Here is a 19,032-nt window from a genome sequence, read left to right as displayed (position 1 = left end):
AAACAGGGATTTTTATTACTATTTGGTGAGACACTGATTTAAACTAAAGGAGATAACCATGAAAATAATAGTCATTGGCGCAGTTGCCGGAGGCACCTCGGCGGCAGCCAAAGCCCGACGAAATGATGATTCGGCCGAAATAGTTATCTATGAAAAAGATCAGGACATATCCTATTCCGGATGTGGACTTCCTTATTTTATTGGCGGTAAAGTCGCATCAATCATGGAATTGACCCCTCGAACACCCGAATTTTTTAAGACCAAATACAATATTGATGTCCATATCCACCATGAGGTCTTAAAAATTAATATTTGTGATAAAAATGTTATTATCAAAAACCTGGAAACGGGAGCCATTTTCGAAGATCGCTACGATAAATTGATAATCAGTACCGGCGCCCAGGCTTTTGTCCCTCCGATTAAAGGAATTGAACTGGAAAATGTTTTTTTCCTCCGCAATGTCCAAGATGCCCTGAAAATCAAAACCTTTATGAACAACCATAAGCCCCAAACAGCGGTGGTAGTGGGTACCGGCTTTATTGGTTTTGAGGTGATGGAAAATCTGTTGGCCTGCGGCATTCAGGTAACCCTGGTGGAACGGGCCGGTAAATTGACTCCTAACCTTGACGCGGATATGTCTCAATATCTGGAAAAGCTGCTCAAACAAAAAGCCATTCCCATCCTGAAAAATGCCAATGTGGTTGAAGCCACCGCTCAGGGCGTGGTTCTGGAAGATGGCAGCCTTGTTCCTGGTGAGATGATTATTGTCGCCACCGGAGTTAAGCCCAATGTTAGCCTGGCCCGGGAAGCTGGCTTATTGCTGGGTGTCACCGGAGCCCTACGGGTTGATGAACGGATGATGACCATTGATACTGATATTTATGCCTGTGGCGACTGTATCGAGACCTGGTCATCGGTCACCAAAAAACCTCACTACCGGCCCCTGGGTTCAACTGCCAATAAAACCGGACGGATCTGCGGCGATAATATCACTGGCGGCAATGTGATTTATCCGGGTAACTTAAGCACCGGCATTTTTAAGGTCTTTGATATCAGCATCGGCAGCACCGGCTTATCCGAAGCAGAAGCCCTTAAGGAAGGTTATGATATCGAAATTGTCCATAATATCAAGCCCGACAAACCAGGTTATTATGGTGGTCGGGAAATGCTGATCAAGGCTATCGCTGATCGGGCCACCCAAAAACTCTTAGGCGTACAGATCATCGGCTACGAAGGAGTTGACAAACGCCTGGATGTTTTTGTCACCCTGATTACCTATGGGGCCACCGTGGCTGAATTCTTTGATCTGGATCTCGGCTATGCGCCACCATTTTCCACCACCAAGGATCCGATCCATTATACCGGGATGATTCTGGATAATGCCCTGAACAATGGACGAAAACTGATCACCCCCGCCGACTTAAAAAAAAACTGAATAATGGGGAAACTTATCAAATCGTTGATACTCGAATAACTGAACACTATACTACCGATCATCTGCCAAAAGCGCAGAACATTCCCCATCAGGATCTGCGCCACAAACTGACGCTGCTTAATCAGAACCGTCCAGTGATTACTTATTGTAATAAGGGTGTTACCGGTAATGCAACCCAGAACATCTTACTTAACCACGGCTTTAAAAATGTATTTAATCTTTCTGGAGGTTTTCAGTTTTATGATACCACCAAAGAAGAATGACAAATCTTTAAGCATACTGATAACAACACTTTATTCGCCATAGCCCTGGGGATGGTTTTGATGCCATTTCCAGGCTGTTTTTATAATCGTGTCCAAATCAGAATGCGCCGGTTTCCAGCCCAACTCCTGGTGGGCTTTTTCTGATGAGGCAATCAGCTCAACTGGATCGCCAGCTCGTCTGTCTGCAATCTCCACTGCAAAGGCTTTTCCGGTGATGGCCCTGGTTCTGTCAATCACTTCTTTAACGGAAAACCCTTTACCGTCACCTAAATTATAAATATTACTTTCGCCACCTGCCAAAAGTTTTTCCATCCCTAAAATATGAGCGGCTGCAATATCCATGACATGGATATAATCCCGGATGCAGCTGCCATCGGGGGTGGGATAGTCTTCCCCGAAAATACTGATTTTATCCCGCTGGCCCAGGGCTGTTTTTAAAATCAGTGGCAGTAAATGCGTTTCGGGGTTATGGTCTTCACCAATCTCCCCGCTGGGATGAGCACCAGCGGCATTAAAATAACGGAAGGTCATCGATTTTAAGCCATAGGCCTGATCCAGCCACGGCAGCATTTTTTCGACCGCCAGTTTTGTCTCACCATAGGTATTGGTGGGCTTTTTGCTGCTGTTCTCGGTAATCGGGCTCTGCTCCGGTTCGCCATACACCGCCGCCGTTGATGAAAAGACAAACCGCGTGACCTCCTGTTCGACCATGGTTTCCAGCAGACAGAGGGTGCCATAGACATTATTGTGATAATATTTGAGCGGCTCTACCATCGACTCACCCACCAGCGAGTTGGCACAAAAATGCATCACGCAGTCAATCGGATGAGCCTGAAAGACCTGCCCAAGAAAGACCCGATCCCGGATATCGCCTTCTTCAATTACTGCCTCTTTCGGTACCGCTCCCAGATGCCCGGTTGAGAAGTTATCCAGTACCACTACCTGATACCCCCGCTCCACCAGCACCCTGACCACATGTGATCCAATATAACCGGCCCCGCCACAAACTAAAATTTTCATCGTGTTCCTCTATTTCTATTATTCATTGTTGTATTTGTTGATTTCTCTTTATTATAGAACTTTTTCTAAAAAAAAGAAACCCCGAAGGGTTTCATAATCGTTTATTTGTCAGTAAAGGCACTTTTATTGTTGCTTAATGCTGCCTGAGCTGCGGCCAGGCGGGCAATTGGCACCCTAAATGGTGAGCAGGAAACATAGCTCAGTCCAACACTGTGGAAGAAGAAAATCGATTTGGGATCGCCGCCATGTTCACCACAAACACCGATTTTCAAGTCAGGCTTGGTTTTACGGCCCAGGGTGACACCCATTTCAACCAGTTTACCAACACCTTCGACGTCAATGCTCTGGAAGGGGTCATTAGGCAGAATCCCTTTGTCTTTATAATCGGTAATAAACTTACCGGCATCATCCCGGGAGAAACCATAGGTCATTTGAGTCAGGTCATTGGTTCCAAATGAGAAGAATTCAGCTGTTTCAGCAATCTGATCAGCAATCAGGGTAGCCCGGGGAATTTCCATCATCGTTCCCACCAGGTATTCGATATCTGATTTTTTTTCGGTTTTAATGAGTTCCGCTGTGTTTCTGACTACCTTTTCCAGGTAGGTTAACTCTTCGTTAATACCAATTAAAGGAATCATGATTTCCGGGATTACATTAAAGCCATCTTTTTCTTTGACTTCAATGGCCGCTTCCATTATCGCCCGGGTTTGCATTTCAGCAATTTCCGGATAGGTAATCGCCAGACGACACCCACGGTGACCGAGCATCGGGTTGAATTCTTCCAAGCCCTGAATGATGGTGATCATATCTTCCACGTCAAAGCCCATATCGGCAGCCAAAGCTTCGATGTCTTTGGTTTCTTTGGGTAGGAATTCGTGCAGTGGTGGGTCAAGCAGACGCACGGTCACCGGTCGACCTTCCATGGCTTTGTAGATGCCAATAAAATCTTCTTTTTGCATTGGCAGAATTTCCGCCAGGGCTTTTTCCCGCTGTTCTTTTGATTCGGAGAGAATCATTCGTCGGACGCTAGGTAGCCGATGTTCATCAAAGAACATGTGCTCAGTACGACAGAGGCCAATACCTTCGGCACCAAAACGAACCGCAACAGAGGCATCCTTGGGGGTGTCGGCATTGGTTCGAACTTTTAGGGTTCGGAATTCATCCGACCAGGCCATGATCTGGCCAAAATGTCCTGACAACTCAGGGGTAACGGTTTTGATGCCACCCTTGTAAACACTACCGGTGCTTCCGTTTAATGAGATGTAATCTCCTTCTTTGAAAATCTGATTGCCAACAGTGAATTGTTTGGCGGCTTCATCCACCTTGATGGATTCGCATCCAGCTACACAGCATTTTCCCATCCCCCGGGCAACAACTGCCGCATGAGAGGTCATGCCACCACGAGCGGTTAAAATCCCGTTGGCAGCATACATGCCTTCAATATCTTCTGGGGATGTTTCCTTTCTGACCAGCAGTGTTTCTTCGCCATTGGCAACGGCAGTACAAACCGCTTCGGCCGTAAAATAAATTTTACCGGTGGCGGCACCTGGTGAAGCCGGCAGACCGGTAGCCAGCAATTCGGCTGCTGATAGTGCGGCTGCTTCAAAGGTTGGGTGCAACAGCTGATCCAGGGCAATCGGATCCAGTCGCAAAATGGCTTCTTCTTTGGTGATCAGCCCTTCTTCGACCATTTCCACGGCGGCACAGATAGCCGCAGCGGCAGTTCGTTTTCCGGTTCGGGTTTGCAGCATAAAGAGTTTGCTTTTTTCAATAGTGAACTCAATATCCTGCATGTCTTTATAATGTTTCTCCAATAATTCGGCGGTTTCATGGAATTGTTTGAAAACCTCCGGCATAATATCCTGCAACTCATTAATATCTTTAGGAGTTCGGATTCCTGCCACCACGTCTTCTCCCTGGGCGTTAATCAGGAATTCACCAAATAGTTTTTTCTGTCCGGTTGCCGGATTTCGGGTAAAGGCGACGCCAGTCCCGCAATCATTGCCCATGTTTCCATACACCATCGACTGAACATTAACAGCGGTGCCAATGTCGTGAGGAATATCATTCATGTTTCGGTAGCTGATGGCCCGATTGTTATTCCATGATCTGAATACCGCTTCGATCGCCATTAATAATTGTTCTTTGGGATCTAACGGGAAATCTTCACCAGTTTCATCTTTAACAATTTTTTTATAAGCAACAACGATTTCTTTAAGATCATCAGCAGTCAATTCGGTATCGTCTTTATAACCATTTTTTTCTTTGGCGGCTTCCAGTACGTGGTCAAATTTTTCTTTACCGATTTCCTGGACCACATCACCAAACATTTGAATAAAGCGGCGGTAGCTGTCAAAGGCAAACCGTTCGTTATCCGTTGCTTTGGCAATACCGGCCACGGTTTCGTCATTAAGGCCGAGATTTAAGATGGTATCCATCATTCCTGGCATTGAAAACTTGGCACCTGAACGAACTGAAACCAACAGTGGATTATCTGCATTACCAAATTCTTTTTCACATTCTTTTTCCAGAATACTCATGTATTCATTGATCTGACCGACAATTTCGTCAGAAAGTTTTTTGTCCTGATTATAATATTCAGTGCAGGCCTCGGTGGTTACGGTAAAGCCCCCGGGAACTGGTAAACCGATGTTTGTCATTTCTGCAAGGTTAGCACCCTTCCCCCCCAGCAGTTCCTTCATGTTTGCATTACCTTCTTTAAACAAATAAACCCATTTTTTTGACATTTCCTCTACCTCCTGATTATATTTGCAAGTATGATCGCTGCAATTTCTTCAATTGCTTTTGATGTGACGTCAATGACTGTACACTCCAATTTATCGAAAAGCTGTTGTGCTTTTTCTAACTCCAACATCACTCTTTCGTAACTTCCATAATTTGATGTTCCGGTGAGCCCCATGGCCCTGATTCTTTCTGAGCGGATACTGACCAGATGGTTAGGATCCAGAATCAGCCCAAATATTTTATGTTTTGGTATTTCAAATAATTCTTTTGGCGGTTCAACTTCTGGCATTAGCGGAATATTGGCTACCTTGTAATTATTGTTGGCCAAATAAATACTGATTGGTGTCTTAGAAGTTCTTGAAACGCCAATCAAAATAATATCCGCCTGATCCAGACCGGAGGTGTTTTTACCATCATCGTATTTCACCGCAAATTCGATGGCCTCGATTTTTTTCATATAGTGGGCATCCAGCTCCAGGCTGGATTTGAGGTTCCTGACCGGTTCTTCTCCGGTGATGCTTCTCAGCGTCTCCATCAGCGAGCCCATCACATCGTAGATTGGCACACCCTTTAGTTGGGATTCGGTTTCCATATGATGCTTTAATTCAATTGAAGCAAAGCGATACACCACCAACCCATTTTCCTGTTTTGCCAAATCCAACAGGTAGTCAATACTCAGCTTATCATCCACAAAGGGATGAAAACGCACTTCCCGGATGGAGTTTTCAAATACACTTGTACCTGCTTTTACCAGCAGCTCACCAATTTCGGTAGGCGTATCGGAAACAACGAATATTACTATGCTTTTCAAGATTCAACCTCATTCTTCAACACTTTTCCCCATGTTTACCACATAGCGGGTAATATTTGTTCGTGACACCTTACCAATCAGCACCAACCGCTGAACACCCTTTTCATCTATTTCTTTAGTGACAATGGGCAGCGATTCCACCTCATAAAACATCGTTTTATAAGCAGCGTCATAGACAGATTCCGTTGGTTCCAGATAAATAATATTGGGCATTCGGGTCATGATCATCGGAATCGGCAGCGATTCTACCTCTTTTCTCCCAATCATGGCTTTGATAAAATCCTTACGGGAGACAATCCCGGAAAGGTACTTTCCGTCGACTACATATAAGGTTCCGGCATTTTTTGTGAACATCGTAATAATGCCATCATAGATGGATGAGGTTTCCTCAACCACTGTTGGCTCGGTTTGAATGTCCATGACGTTAATGGTTTTGATATAGCTCCCCAAAATGTGAAGCAATGATCGCCCCGTATAATAATAGCCGACTTTTCGTTTTGCTTCTAAAATACCCATCATAGTGAGTATTTTAAGATCCGGCCGAATCGTCGCCCGGTTGATATTAAGCAGCTCCGAAATCTCATTGCTTTTCACGGGTTGCTTTTCTTTTACAATCTCGATTATTTCTTTCTGTCGATTTGATAACTCCATTTCCAACCCCTTTCACCGTTTTATTAAGTATAACACATATCTTTATATTGTAAACATATAAAATAATTATTTGATCTTTGTTGATAATTTTTTATCATTATGTTTGTATGTAACCTTTTTCATATCACAATTGATTCGGATAAGCCGTCGTAAACTTTATCACCAATTCGAGTGACATTCTTTAGTTCTTCCAATTGCTTGAATCCACCATTTTTTTCCCGGTAATCAATGATCCCTTGGGCAATCACATCACCGACGCCAGGCAAGCTCTTTAATTCTTCCAGACTGGCAGTATTAATGTTTACTTTATCATTCTCGCTGGACACCGCTGTTGCTGATACCTCGCCCATAGCAGGAATGTGAATCTTCTCTTCATCCTGAATTTTTCTGGCCAGATTCAGCGAATCCACATCAGCCGTCTCTGTTAAACCACCCACCAGCTCAATGGCCTCAATCAACCGGGCTTCGGGTTTTAAAGAAACAACACCCGGCTGTTTCACTGCCCCGGTAATATGAACCATCATTTGCCCCTGATCCGACTGGTTGTTTTCGTCTGCGCCATTTTCTAATGCAGTGGCATCGGAAATGCTGATTGCAGTGTCACTACTTTCTTTAAAATGATACCAACCCCAAAAAACGCCCAAAAAAACAAGCACGATGAGAGTGTACAGGATTTTATTGCGATCAAGCTTATCCATACTACACTCCCAGAGGCTGTGCTTCCCATCGGCCTTTTTTCAGTACCCAATATTCACGATAGCCACATTCTGCTAAATATTTTTCTGCCTGGTTATATTCATAGACAATTCCCTCAACTGAATGGCTATCGCCACCGACTGTGATCGGAATATTTCGTTTTTTCATCTCCGGTATCATCCAATCAGAAGGGTAACGTCCCACCCCGGGTGTCCGCATATTTGCACCGGTGTTAATTTCCATCCGGGTCGATGTTTCTGCGATACCATCCAGACACACGCATACTGTTTCCTGATACCAGTCCTCATTTTCATCAAAAAAATAATTATTCTGATTATATTTCTTGATTAAATCAATATGTCCCAGAATCTCCGGTTCAAATGTTTTTGCCATGATCTCGATACTTTGGTAGTAATCCTTAATAAATTTCCGGGTGTCACCCCGATAGTATTTTTTTAGGCCTTTTTCAAAGTCCTGCGGGGATTCATCAATATAGGATACCGCATCGCCAGTGGTTATTCCCATGGTATGAATCGACATAATCGTATAATCCAGCTGGGGCCTAACCACTTTAGCCAGATCACTGATATCCTGACGATCGATAAAGAAATCAATTTCCATACCACAGTAAAGTTCAATTTGTGATGCATACCTTGTTTTCAGATCGTTAATATCATTAAGATAAGCTTCGACATTTTCTTCCTTCATTGTCCAGTCATTTGCAAAAGGTAAGGGGAAATGGCTGGACAGACCCATACTTATAAGTCCTGCCGCTATTCCGGCCTTCACCATTTCTTCAAGGGTATTTTTACCATCGCAATAATCTGAATGAACATGATAATTTGCCAGTAACATTTTGATCCCTCCAAAAGTTTGCATGTGATGATTGTATCATGACATGTAGTGTAAAGCAAATAAAAAAAAATTGTCGAATCGACAATTTTTTAATTTGTTTATAGAATTTTATTAAGAAAGCTTTTTGTTCGCTCTTCTTTAGGATTAAGCAGTACTTCTTCCGGGGTGCCTTCTTCGCAGATGACCCCTCCATCCATGAAAATAACCCGATCGGCTACTTCCCGGGCGAAACCAATTTCATGGGTAACAATCAGCATTGTCATCCCTTTTTCAGCCAATTGCCGCATGGTTGCCAGAACTTCGCCAACCAGTTCAGGGTCCAGCGCTGAGGTTGGTTCGTCAAACATCATAATTTTGGGATCCATGGCCAAAGCTCTGGCAATAGCAACCCGCTGTTGTTGACCACCGGATAAACGGGATGGGTACTCATCTTTCTTTTCAAAGAGACCAACCATACTTAATAAATCCAGGGCTCTGGTTTCAGCTACTTTTTTATCCTCTTTCTTGACAATCAGAGGAGCAATAGTCACATTGTCCAGTACCGTCAAATGAGGAAAGAGATTGAAATTTTGAAAAACCATGCCCAAATCGGTGCACAAGGACTGCACGGTGACCGGATCAATCTTCATCAGGTCTTTATTGTTGGCCCGTTTATCTGACAGGACATCTTCAATGTAAATTTCTCCGTCAGAAATCCGTTCCAGATGATTAAGACACCGTAACATGGTACTTTTTCCTGAACCGCTGGCACCGATTATACAGACGACTTCGCCCTGCGAAACCTCGAGATTAACACCCTTGAGCACTTCCAAATCTCCAAAAGACTTTCGTACGTTCACTAATTTTACCATACTCATATTTTTTTCCCTATCTTTCGTAAATTCCCAGTTTCTTTTCCATCATATCAAATACAACCTGAATAATCGTTGTTAAGAACAGATAGATGGCGGCGGCATAAATGTAATAAATCCACGATCCGGTCGCACTCGCCATTGTTTTGGTGGTTCTCAGCAAATCAAATAATGCAATGGTCGATACCAGTGACGTATCTTTTAACAGCATAATCAGCTCGTTACCCAAAGGAGCAACCAGCCGTTTATAGGTTTGGGGGATAATAATTTTTGTCATCGCCTGGCGATAACTCATTCCCAGGGCTTTAGCCGCTTCCATTTGCCCTCCATCGATGGACTCAATGGCCGCCCGGATAATTTCGGCCAGATAGGCTGTGGCATTTAAGGAGAACGCCACAAATGCTGCAATCATTGGATTGACTTCAAATGTGATACCCGTTGCATCCAGATAGATTATCGGGATGGCATAATAAATAATGAATAATTGGAGCAATAAAGGGGTTCCTCTAAAAAACCAGATATAAAACCAGGATAGGCCATTGGCTACCTTATTTTTTGAGAGTCGCCCAAGAGCTACAATTACGCCGAAAATCGCACCAAAAACGATTGCTACTAGTGCAATCTCAATTGTTACAATGGTTCCGTTTAAAATTGCCCATAATTGGATTTCAGTTAACACGTTGATCTTCCCTTCGTCATAAAAAATTTGAACAGCGCTCCATGTCAGACTGCAGACAAAGCCTTTTTCATCTCGGATGACGCTTCTAATACCGCATCACAGAAAAAGACATTAACCGCTTAATTACTTTGTCTACAACCCTCACGAAAATTTGCTCAGGTGTATATTGACACATACAGACTGGCCAAGTTTGAGACATTTACCAGTACGCTGCTGTCTATAAACATATGAACAGGACTTGTCACAGCAACTGTACCAAGTCCTATTCCATTTATTTATTCAATTATTGATAATCCTATTCAATGACTACTAGTTCAGTGTCAATATCTTTTGTCATATCTTGACCAAACCACTTCATTGAAATTTCTGACATTTTGCCACTTTCCTGCAAAGCTTTAATGGCTTCATTATACTTTTCGGTTGTCGCCGTGTCGGCTAAACGGGAAGTAATCCCAATCGGCTCATTGGTTAAAACATCAGAGCTGACAACATAGAGATCAGGATTCTGAGCTACATAGTACATGGCGACCCCGACATCAGTGATGACGTTATCGATTTGTTTACCTTGAAGGGCTGCAAATGCATCCAGCATTCCATCAAATTTTTTAATTTCAACATTGACGCCTTCTTCAACCTTTAATTTTTCGGCTGCGATATCAGCTGTGGTTTCAATCTGAGCACCCAAAGTTTTTCCTTCAAGTTCTTTGAATGTTTTAACCGGGGTTGCATCTTTTCGTGAAACAATTACAATCCCGTTGGCAACGTAAGGATCAGACATACTGAAACCTTCAAGGCGTTCAGGTGTTATACTGGTGCTGGAAATGATAGCATCGTATTGCTTTGCATTTAAACCGTTGAAAATACCATCCCAGGCTACTGTCTGGAATTCCGCTTTGACCCCTAATTCTTCAGCTAAAGCGTTGGCAAAGTCAATATCAAAGCCAACCAGTTCGTTTTGATCATCTCTGAATTCCATTGGCAGGTAGGTATCATCCACACCGATACTTAACACGCCATCGGCTAATGCATCTTCTGATGTTTTTGATCCTCCGGAAGAACAACCAGTCAGCATCAATGCTGATAACAATAAAACAACCAGTGATAAACCTAATAATTTTCTTTTCATCGTTTCTCCTTTCTAAATTCCTAATGGTGTTAATTATATATTATTTTGTAAACATTAACAAGTTTTTTTGAAAGCTGATGCATATTTAAACGTCCTGCAGGAAGCATTATTCACTTCTCAGGAAAAGGTATTAATAAAAATCCCAATAATGTTAAGCCCACCCAGCCAGGTGCCAATACTGCTTCCCAGATTGGCAAATACCACGACCATCAGCACCTTAGTCACCTTGTTGCGCCAGAGGCCTTTGATACTACCCAAGTCTTTAGGCAAGGATTCAAAATCTTCCACTTTGGGCTTACGGAAATGCGCTTCGGTCATGCCGGCAAACCATCCTGCTGCCAGTAATGGATGCAGGGTCGTAATTGGAGCCGCTACAAAAGCTGTCAATACCGATAGAATATGCCCACCTGCCAGCAGGGTGCCCAACGCTGCCAGCAGACCAGTCCAGAGAATCCAGTTTTTAGCTTGCTCCCATCCCGAGCTGGGACTGGCAATAAAGGTTACCACAATCAGCGCCAGCAAAATAATCGGGATCATCCAACCAATCACCTTGCCAACATTGGATTTCGGTGGGATCACCTCCAGCTCGGCAATATTCTGGTCTTTAAAAATTTCTTCTTTGATCCCCGGCACGTGAGCCGCTCCCAGCACGGCCACAACCTTATGTCCCGGAGCATGCTTGATTTTATAGGCTAAATACTGATCCCGCTCGTCGACCAGATATTTTTTGACGCCTTTAAAAGCCGAACCCATTTCTGACAGTGCGGCCGTCAACATATCATCGGATTTCAGATTTTCGAGATCTTCTTCAGTAATTTCTTCATCATCCACCACACTGAGAATAATCGAGAACAGCACCTTGACCTTCTCCCATAAACTGCAGCCCCGCCAGATTCGGTTAAAAGTAATCTGGATGCTGCGATCAGCCAGTACCAGCTCCGCTCCGTACTCTTTAGCACAAGCAATTCCTTCCATCATTTCCTGGCCGGATTCAATTCCGAATTGTTCGGCCAGCTTACGCTGGTAGTTGGACAACAGAATATTGACAAACATAAAACCCGCCCGTTTGCTTTTGATGATCTGAACCAAGTCCGTATTGGACCATTTGTCTTTCTGGTTAATGGCCTCGTAGCGCTGCTGATCCAGTTCAATGCAGATGGAATCCGGCTGTTCGTTTTTTATGGTTTCCCGAACCTCATCGACGCTGTTTTTGGAAACATGAGCCGTCCCAATCAAAACCAATTCTTTGCCATGATAATTTAGCCGTGTTATATTTGATTCCAATGAACTTCCTTTCTTCAGGCTCAATAGAAAAAACTGGTCAACGCAGTATGATTTAACTCAATCACGCTGACCAGCTACTCCAATGCCTAATTGCTGCGTTTAATATAGTATTAAGTCAATTAAAGTTTTTACATCCAACCCATTAATATAATCAGTCAGCGCGATGTCTTTGAGAACCTTTGACAGCGCTTCCTCGGTTGGTTTTACCCCAATTAGCAGCGTTTCCAGTTCCTGAATGTCCCCATTACCAAAATAATCGCCATAAAAGTGAAGCTCTTTGATTTCACCCTTTTCAACCTGAAGCAAAACTGTAATCAGACCAAAGTCGCATTTTCGTTCTTTTCGCAAATTATACCGGGGCGATTTTCCATAATTCCAATCCCATGTTGCATATTTTTCTGTTTTCAACTGTTCAATCGCCTGGATTTCTTCCTCTAAAAGGGTGATCATTTCCAAATTGTCATTTTCAAACATCGCTTTTAGCAGCGCCGCTTTAAAATCTTCCAGGGTATAGTCTTCATCCAGGTAGTCGACAATGTTGGTGACCCGACTTTTAACTGATTTGATCCCCTTGGATTCAATTTTATCTTTCTTTACTTTCAAAGCACTCTGAATGGTAGCCAGATTTGAATTGAACAGGATCGTACCGTGGTGAAGAATCCGCCCCCGTTTAGCATACTGGGAGTTGCCGGAAAATTTCTTTCCATCGATGGCAAGATCATTCCGGCTGTTGAATTCTGCATTGACCCCCAGCGTTTTAAGCGCTTCCACCAGAGGGCGGGTAAAGGTCTGAAAGTCAAACTGTTCCTGACCCGCTTCATTAACAATAAAGGTGAAGTTGAGATTTCCTAAATCATGGTAAACTGCCCCACCACCAGAAAGGCGACGAACAACCTTGATATCATTTTCTTTGATATATTCCTGATTAATTTCCTCAATGGTGTTCTGGTGTTTTCCGACAATTACGGCATTATCGTTCTGCCACAACAGAAAATAACTCTCGTCTTTATCCATTTGATTAAAGACATATTCTTCAAAGGCCAGATTCTTTTGTGGGTCGGTTTCTTTCCAATCAATGTATTTCATAAAAGCCCCGGCTATTATTTAATCTCAGTAACCGAACCACGAATATGAACCTCATGCGGTACATAAACATTTTTAACGGTCCGATCGCCATCTTTTTCGCACAGCTTGATGAGCATCCGCATGGCAATCGCGCCGATATCGTACATCGGCTGAGCTACTGTGGTAATCTGCGGTCTGGTCCATTCCGCAATCCAGAAATTGTTAAAGCCACAGATGCTGATGTCTTCAGGAATTTTCTTGCCCATTTCTTCAGCACAGCGAATCGCCCCCAGTGCCGTCTGGTCATTAAAACAGAAAACGCAGGTGAAATCGATCCCGGAATTAATGGCTTCCTGCATCATCGTGTAACCACCGGAGAGACTCAGTTTTTCTCTTAAGATGCGGCTGTCATCAAATTCGATGTTATTTTCTTCAAAGGCTTTAATAAAACCTTTTTTTCGTTCCTGATAAATATAGCCTTCTTCCAACTCATCAAAAAACAGCATGAATTTTTTATGGCCCATTTTTATCAGCTCAGTCGCCAACTCATAGGCTGCTGTTTCATTATTAATCAAAACGCCACTGAGCACGCCACTGTCATCAGGAATACAACCTAAAACAACCTCGCTGGGCGCATCAATCAACTCAGCCTGCATTTCGTCACTGAGATCTTTACCCACATAGATAATTCCATCGCATTGTTTTTCAACCAGCACGTTCAGCGATTTTTTTTCTTTTTCAGGATCAAAGTCGGTATTACTTAAAATGATATTATAATGATAGATACCACAAACATCTTCGGCGCCCCGGACGATTTCGGTATAATAAGGATTAGTAATATCCGGGATCATGATTCCCATGGTATTGGTTTTCTGAATTTTCAGACTTCTGGCAATGGCATTGGGTTTGTATCCGGTTTTTTTGATGGCTTCCAATACCCGTTCCTTGGTTTCTTCGTTTACTAACGGAATATTATTAACAACTCGGGATACTGTTGCAACGGAAACATTTGCTTCTCTGGCAACATCAACGATTTTTACTCTCATCTCTTTTCCTTTCAAAATTCACAACAACAGATGCCTGCGAAGCACTTATTTGCTTCGCAGCCACCTATATTATTAATGCCAATAGTTAACGGCCTTCCACCTCTTTGATGGCATCCAGAATCAGCTGAGGTGATCGGCGACATTTTTCTTCTGAAACGGCGCAGGGTGCAAAACGGAGACCTTTTCCCAATGCCACAACAAAGGTGTTATTTTCCATTAAACGACTGCTGACTTCCTGGGGTTTATCACAGGGGATACTGATAAAAAAGCCATCGCAATAGGTAACCATTTTCAGGCCGATTTTATTGGCTTCCTCCACGAAAGCAGCGGCCCGACGTCTTAAAATGCTTTTATAGAAGCTCTGCTCAGCCATGGCCTGATTATATAATTCGTCATTGCCGAAGATTTTGGTGATGGTTTCCATCGCTCCCCGGGTGCCGTTTGACCAGTTACCGCGGTTGGAATAGGTGCAGGCATTGGCAAATTCATCGGCAATTTCTGCGGTGGGCGCAACACAGAGAATGGCGCCGTTTCGCAGTCCATACATGGTATAACCCTTGGAACAACTAAAGGCATAAAGGGTCAAAACATTATGCGGCATCCCAGTCAGCATTTTCATAAACTGACGAGCCTCATCCCCTTCGCCAGCAAAATCGATATAGGCCAGATCCACCAGCAGGATAATTTTAGATGTCGGCTGGGCGGTGGCGGTTTCGGTGACAAAGGTCTTGATCGCTTGCCATTCCTCCAGGGAAATGGTATAGCCAGTGGGATTATGGGCTGGGGTATTAAGAACCGTTAATACCCGCTGCTGTTTTTCCAGCAGCTTCAGGATGCTTTTTTTCCAGCCTTCTAAATTGAATCCACCCGCTTCATTATAAAGTGGGAAGGTTGTGACTTTGCGATGATTTTCATCGGCAATGGTCGCATAAGCGGCCCAATACCAGTCTGTCAGTAAGATTGTATCTCCCAGTTCGGTATAATTACAGAACGAATGGCGGACTGCTCCGGTTCCCCCCGGGGTTGCCACCGCCCGAATATAACCTTCTGGTTTACAGTTTTTAAAACAGGCTTCCGTGATCTTTTCTAAAAAATCCGGTTGCCCGGCTAACCCAGAATAATCGGCAATCAGGTGATTCGGCAGGCCTTTTAAGGTGTCATACACTGATTTGAATGTTACCAATTCGCCATCATCGTCCATCAGTGCTCCAATGGTTGAATTTATAACGGCTTCCGGTCCCAATTCTTTGGTACGGTTTGCCGCTTCTCCGGCGATTCGAAAGATCGGATCAGTACCACCTGCTCTTAATGATGTTTCAATAACCATTTGTGCTTTTTTCATGTTTCCTCCCACTAAATCCATAGCTTATTTGTGAATTTTTTTCTTTCAGTTTCGTATAAATTGGTTCCTTTGGTGTCAATCACGACAATCGCCGGAAAATCTTTAACTTCAATTTTTCGAATTGCTTCCGTTCCCAGATCCTCATAGGCAATGATTTCGACTGACTTGATGCAATCCTGCAATAAGGCCCCGGCACCGCCGACACAGGCAAAATAAACGGCATCATTACTTACCATACTATTGATGACCCGTTCACTTCGATTTCCTTTGCCGATCATACCAGCCAATCCACGATCCAGCAGTTCCGGGGTATACGTATCCATCCGACCACTGGTGGTTGGTCCGGCTGAGCCAATGATCTCTCCGGGTTTCGCAGGACAGGGCCCAACATAATATATAATTTCATCAGTAAAATCCATCGGCAAAGGCAAACCTTTTTCCAGCGCTTCAATCATCCGCTTGTGAGCTGCATCCCGGGCTGTATATATGATCCCGGAAATCCGCACATGGTCACCGGCTTTTAGTTTTTTTCGATCCTTTTTAGTTAAAGGTGTTCTGATCTCTACAACAGCCATTTTATAATTCCCTTTCCACATGTCGATTAACGTAACAGGTGATATTAACCGCCACCGGCAGACCGGCGATATGGGTCGGAAAGACTTCCACGTTAACCCCAAGTACCGTGTTGATTCCCCCAAGTCCCATTGGGCCAATTCCCAAAGCGTTGCTGGCTTCAAGCAGATATTCTTCCAGCGCTTCGATATGTTCCAGCGGATTGTGTTCACCCAAGGGTCGGCTCAAGGCTTCTTTGGCCATGATCGCCGCTTTTTCCATGGTACCGCCAACGCCCACCCCAACCACAATTGGTGCACAGGCATTAGGACTGCCAGTCTCCACGGTCTGGAGCACAAATTCTTTAACCCCGGCCATCCCATCTGCCGGTTTAAGCATCTTCAGAGCACTGGTGTTTTCGCTGCCAAAGCCCTTGGGTAAAATCTTTATTTTTAAGCCATCACCAGGCACGACCTGATAATGGATCACCGCCGGGGTATTATTGCCGGTATTTGTTCGGATAAACGGGTCGGCAACCACGGATTTTCGCAGATAGCCTTCTTCATAACCTTTGGCGACGCCAGCCTGGAGGGCTTCTTCAAGACTGCCACCCTCGATGATCAGATCCTGACCAAACGTGACAAACATCACCACCATGCCAGTATCCTGGCAAATGGGTATATTTTTATTTTTTGCGACTTCAAAATTACTGAGCATGGTTTCCAAAATTTCTTTACCATTTTCAGACTCTTCTAATTGCCTCGCCCGACGCAGCCCCTCCATCATATCATCTGATAAAAATGTATTGGCTTCAATACACATTTCAGCGACATGATCGACAATCTGCAAAACTCCAATTTTTCTCACTGAAATCTCCTTGTTGTTTAATATTTTCTATAGATTATCAACTTGATCATCACATTCTTCTTCAATTTGCTGGGCCTTTTCTTTGCCAACTCTGATGGAATAAATCGAAAGATAGATCCCACCAAAAAGAATGACGAAATAAAAAGTAATCAGGCGCCAGAGAATCATCGCGACTGCGGTATTGCCAGAGCCGTAAATGGGCCCAAACAACAATAAAAATCCCGCTTCTGCCCCGCCGGCAGCACCTGGTGTCGGCACAAAGGCTACCGCCACATAAAGAATCGCTTGCAAGGAAATAATCGTCAGCGCATTGGTTTCATTCAAACCCAATGATCGATACACCCAATAGTTGACTGAGTAAAATACCAGGATCTGCACGATTGAAACAGCAAATAATTTTAAGGTCTGCAGTTTATGGCTTTTTAAGGCATCAATGGCGATCTGGTATTCCTTAATAAAGTGATTGACTTTTTCAAAATATTTTTCGGCATTTTTTATGATGTGAAGCGTCAGTAAAAGACGCACACAGCCAAGCATAATCGCTTTGGCAGCATTGGCATTAAAGGCCAGAATAAAGATCAGTACCACTCCGGCGATGTTTACGATTAAGCCTATGGCAATCAGCCATTTGGCAGCATCCAGGCTCTGGTGCAAGGCTGTAATGCTGAAAATGGTGGCGACAATGGCCAAAAAGGTAACCGTTACCTGATACAGTGCGTATTTTTGCACCAGCACCGCTGTTCCGGAACCGATTCCATAATTTTTTTTCGACATTTCATAGAGCTGCAGGGGTTGACCCCCGGTGGCACTGGGGGTAATCAGATTATAATACTGACCAACCATGGTCACAGTCCAGGCAAAATGAAAGCTCTCATTGGGATTATCCCGCCGCATCAATTTTAGCAGCATATAAGCTTCCAAGATCCAATAGATGAAAACACAACCAATCCCCAAAATGAGACAATAAACATTGGCTTGTTTAATTGTTCTTAAAAAGGTTTCCGGATCAACTTGTGTTAAGATAACAATTGCTGTTGCACTGATTAGAAAAACAAAGAACAAATAGTTCGAGTATTTTTTCCAAAACTTTGATTTCCAGAATTTTTCTTTTCTTCCTGTTTGATCCATTGTGTACCATCCTGATCTCGATTGAATTAATTATAACATACTGTTATGGTAAAGTAATGTAATTTTCAGCTATTTTCATGAAATTTTCATGAAAATAGCATCCTAAATCAAACCCACAAAGCCATGCTGTCGTAACGCCTCATATAAAACGATATTGACTGCATTTGACAAGTTCAGTGATCGGGCCTTTTCATGATTTCTCATCGGGATACGAAAGCGATTATCGGGATGGGCTTCATGAATTTCGGTGGGAATCCCGGCAGTTTCCTTTCCGAACATCAAAAAAGCATTTTGATCATACTCAATTTGATGGTAAAACTTAGTGGCTTTAGTGGTCAGAATATACAGTTTGGCATCAGGATTCTTTTCCTGAAACTGATCAAAGGAGTCATAGACGCTGACATTGACAAGCTCCCAATAATCCAGGCCGGCCCGCTTTAAATGTTTTTCGTCCAATGAAAAACCCAGGGGTTTGATCAGATGCAGATTCGTCTCTGTCAATGCACACGTTCTGGCAATATTTCCGGTATTTTGGGGGATTTCTGGTTGATAAAGTAAAATATTCATATTCTTCCTTCTCATTATAAGTTATTTGTTGATTTTATTATAATCGAAA

Annotated in this window: 19 protein-coding genes; 2 read left to right on the top strand and 17 right to left on the bottom strand. The window is 43.5% G+C overall.

Going from position 1 to position 19,032, the window contains the following annotated elements; translation table 11 throughout:
• Nucleotides 1-58 precede the first annotated feature (58 nt).
• Together ACWI_RS06120 and ACWI_RS19320 are read left to right on the top strand one after the other, a co-directional pair.
• Nucleotides 59-1,435 (top strand): FAD-dependent oxidoreductase, encoded by a 1,377-nt coding sequence (locus ACWI_RS06120; protein ID WP_242871582.1) that lies wholly within the window; start codon nucleotides 59-61, stop codon nucleotides 1,433-1,435.
• Nucleotides 1,432-1,698 (top strand): rhodanese-like domain-containing protein, encoded by a 267-nt coding sequence (locus ACWI_RS19320; protein ID WP_341465148.1) that lies wholly within the window; start codon nucleotides 1,432-1,434, stop codon nucleotides 1,696-1,698. Before ACWI_RS06120 ends, ACWI_RS19320 begins: the two co-directional genes overlap by 4 nt.
• 30 nt (nucleotides 1,699-1,728) lie before the next feature.
• Here the strand turns inward: ACWI_RS19320 and galE are convergent, their stop codons facing one another.
• From galE to trmL, 17 genes are all read right to left on the bottom strand, one after another.
• Nucleotides 1,729-2,718, bottom strand: coding sequence for a UDP-glucose 4-epimerase GalE (galE, locus tag ACWI_RS06115; RefSeq protein ID WP_070370545.1), 990 nt, complete (start codon nucleotides 2,716-2,718; stop codon nucleotides 1,729-1,731).
• 101 nt (nucleotides 2,719-2,819) lie between these two features.
• On the bottom strand, nucleotides 2,820-5,465 hold the full coding sequence (gene ppdK, locus ACWI_RS06110; protein ID WP_070370544.1) for a pyruvate, phosphate dikinase: 2,646 nt from the start codon (nucleotides 5,463-5,465) through the stop codon (nucleotides 2,820-2,822).
• 5 nt (nucleotides 5,466-5,470) lie between these two features.
• Nucleotides 5,471-6,274 (bottom strand): pyruvate, water dikinase regulatory protein, encoded by an 804-nt coding sequence (locus tag ACWI_RS06105; protein ID WP_242871581.1) that lies wholly within the window; start codon nucleotides 6,272-6,274, stop codon nucleotides 5,471-5,473.
• 9 nt (nucleotides 6,275-6,283) lie between these two features.
• Nucleotides 6,284-6,925, bottom strand: coding sequence for a helix-turn-helix transcriptional regulator (locus tag ACWI_RS06100; protein ID WP_084633531.1), 642 nt, complete (start codon nucleotides 6,923-6,925; stop codon nucleotides 6,284-6,286).
• Between the two features lie 119 nt (nucleotides 6,926-7,044).
• Nucleotides 7,045-7,623, bottom strand: a complete 579-nt coding sequence (locus ACWI_RS06095; protein ID WP_070370541.1) for a helix-hairpin-helix domain-containing protein — start codon at nucleotides 7,621-7,623, stop codon at nucleotides 7,045-7,047.
• 1 nt (nucleotide 7,624) lies between these two features.
• The gene (gene hisJ / locus ACWI_RS06090) at nucleotides 7,625-8,476 is read right to left on the bottom strand and encodes a histidinol-phosphatase HisJ (RefSeq protein ID WP_070370540.1); all 852 of its coding nucleotides are present in this window, start codon (nucleotides 8,474-8,476) and stop codon (nucleotides 7,625-7,627) included.
• Nucleotides 8,477-8,574: 98 nt separating this feature from the next.
• Nucleotides 8,575-9,333, bottom strand: coding sequence for an amino acid ABC transporter ATP-binding protein (locus ACWI_RS06085; RefSeq protein WP_070370539.1), 759 nt, complete (start codon nucleotides 9,331-9,333; stop codon nucleotides 8,575-8,577).
• A gap of 10 nt (nucleotides 9,334-9,343) precedes the next feature.
• Nucleotides 9,344-10,006, bottom strand: coding sequence for an amino acid ABC transporter permease (locus ACWI_RS06080; RefSeq protein ID WP_070370538.1), 663 nt, complete (start codon nucleotides 10,004-10,006; stop codon nucleotides 9,344-9,346).
• Between the two features lie 295 nt (nucleotides 10,007-10,301).
• Nucleotides 10,302-11,132: a transporter substrate-binding domain-containing protein gene (locus tag ACWI_RS06075; RefSeq protein WP_070370537.1), complete on the bottom strand. Its 831-nt coding sequence runs from the start codon at nucleotides 11,130-11,132 to the stop codon at nucleotides 10,302-10,304.
• A gap of 117 nt (nucleotides 11,133-11,249) precedes the next feature.
• Nucleotides 11,250-12,416, bottom strand: coding sequence for a TraB/GumN family protein (locus ACWI_RS06070; RefSeq protein WP_084633529.1), 1,167 nt, complete (start codon nucleotides 12,414-12,416; stop codon nucleotides 11,250-11,252).
• 99 nt (nucleotides 12,417-12,515) lie between these two features.
• Entirely contained in the window at nucleotides 12,516-13,502 is a 987-nt protein-coding gene (gene lplA, locus ACWI_RS06065; RefSeq protein WP_070370536.1) for a lipoate--protein ligase, read from the bottom strand.
• A 14-nt stretch (nucleotides 13,503-13,516) separates the two neighbouring features.
• Nucleotides 13,517-14,527, bottom strand: a complete 1,011-nt coding sequence (locus ACWI_RS06060) for a LacI family DNA-binding transcriptional regulator (RefSeq protein WP_070370535.1) — start codon at nucleotides 14,525-14,527, stop codon at nucleotides 13,517-13,519.
• An 85-nt stretch (nucleotides 14,528-14,612) separates the two neighbouring features.
• Complete coding sequence (locus ACWI_RS06055) at nucleotides 14,613-15,869, bottom strand: pyridoxal phosphate-dependent aminotransferase (RefSeq protein WP_070370534.1); 1,257 nt, start codon at nucleotides 15,867-15,869, stop codon at nucleotides 14,613-14,615.
• Nucleotides 15,870-15,880: 11 nt separating this feature from the next.
• A complete protein-coding gene (locus ACWI_RS06050; RefSeq protein ID WP_070370533.1) occupies nucleotides 15,881-16,444 on the bottom strand; it encodes a Fe-S-containing hydro-lyase in 564 nt (187 codons plus the stop codon).
• Nucleotide 16,445: 1 nt separating this feature from the next.
• On the bottom strand, nucleotides 16,446-17,288 hold the full coding sequence (locus ACWI_RS06045) for a fumarate hydratase (RefSeq protein WP_070370532.1): 843 nt from the start codon (nucleotides 17,286-17,288) through the stop codon (nucleotides 16,446-16,448).
• Between the two features lie 27 nt (nucleotides 17,289-17,315).
• Nucleotides 17,316-18,416, bottom strand: coding sequence for a lysylphosphatidylglycerol synthase transmembrane domain-containing protein (locus ACWI_RS06040; RefSeq protein ID WP_070370531.1), 1,101 nt, complete (start codon nucleotides 18,414-18,416; stop codon nucleotides 17,316-17,318).
• Nucleotides 18,417-18,518: 102 nt separating this feature from the next.
• Nucleotides 18,519-18,983 (bottom strand): tRNA (uridine(34)/cytosine(34)/5-carboxymethylaminomethyluridine(34)-2'-O)-methyltransferase TrmL, encoded by a 465-nt coding sequence (trmL, locus tag ACWI_RS06035; RefSeq protein WP_070370530.1) that lies wholly within the window; start codon nucleotides 18,981-18,983, stop codon nucleotides 18,519-18,521.
• Between the last annotated feature and the right edge of the window lie 49 nt (nucleotides 18,984-19,032).

It is taken from the genome of Acetobacterium wieringae, assembly GCF_001766835.1.
Classification (GTDB): Bacteria; Bacillota; Clostridia; order Eubacteriales; family Eubacteriaceae; genus Acetobacterium; species Acetobacterium wieringae.
The sequence above is the reverse complement of the archived record's forward strand: the minus strand, read 5'-3'. Positions and strand labels throughout refer to the sequence as shown.

Excerpts from the sequence above, each read along its gene's own strand:
- ACWI_RS06040 (WP_070370531.1), bottom strand. The coding sequence starts at position 18,416 with ATGGATCAAACAGGAAGAAAAGAAAAATTCTGGAAATCAAAGTTTTGG.
- trmL (WP_070370530.1), bottom strand. The coding sequence starts at position 18,983 with ATGAATATTTTACTTTATCAACCAGAAATCCCCCAAAATACCGGAAAT.
- ACWI_RS06085 (WP_070370539.1), bottom strand. The coding sequence starts at position 9,333 with ATGAGTATGGTAAAATTAGTGAACGTACGAAAGTCTTTTGGAGATTTG.
- ACWI_RS06060 (WP_070370535.1), bottom strand. The coding sequence starts at position 14,527 with ATGAGAGTAAAAATCGTTGATGTTGCCAGAGAAGCAAATGTTTCCGTT.
- ACWI_RS06055 (WP_070370534.1), bottom strand. The coding sequence starts at position 15,869 with ATGAAAAAAGCACAAATGGTTATTGAAACATCATTAAGAGCAGGTGGT.
- ACWI_RS06075 (WP_070370537.1), bottom strand. The coding sequence starts at position 11,132 with ATGAAAAGAAAATTATTAGGTTTATCACTGGTTGTTTTATTGTTATCA.
- ACWI_RS06120 (WP_242871582.1), top strand. The coding sequence starts at position 59 with ATGAAAATAATAGTCATTGGCGCAGTTGCCGGAGGCACCTCGGCGGCA.
- ACWI_RS06095 (WP_070370541.1), bottom strand. The coding sequence starts at position 7,623 with ATGGATAAGCTTGATCGCAATAAAATCCTGTACACTCTCATCGTGCTT.
- ppdK (WP_070370544.1), bottom strand. The coding sequence starts at position 5,465 with ATGTCAAAAAAATGGGTTTATTTGTTTAAAGAAGGTAATGCAAACATG.
- galE (WP_070370545.1), bottom strand. The coding sequence starts at position 2,718 with ATGAAAATTTTAGTTTGTGGCGGGGCCGGTTATATTGGATCACATGTG.
- ACWI_RS06100 (WP_084633531.1), bottom strand. The coding sequence starts at position 6,925 with ATGGAGTTATCAAATCGACAGAAAGAAATAATCGAGATTGTAAAAGAA.
- hisJ (WP_070370540.1), bottom strand. The coding sequence starts at position 8,476 with ATGTTACTGGCAAATTATCATGTTCATTCAGATTATTGCGATGGTAAA.
- lplA (WP_070370536.1), bottom strand. The coding sequence starts at position 13,502 with ATGAAATACATTGATTGGAAAGAAACCGACCCACAAAAGAATCTGGCC.
- ACWI_RS06050 (WP_070370533.1), bottom strand. The coding sequence starts at position 16,444 with ATGGCTGTTGTAGAGATCAGAACACCTTTAACTAAAAAGGATCGAAAA.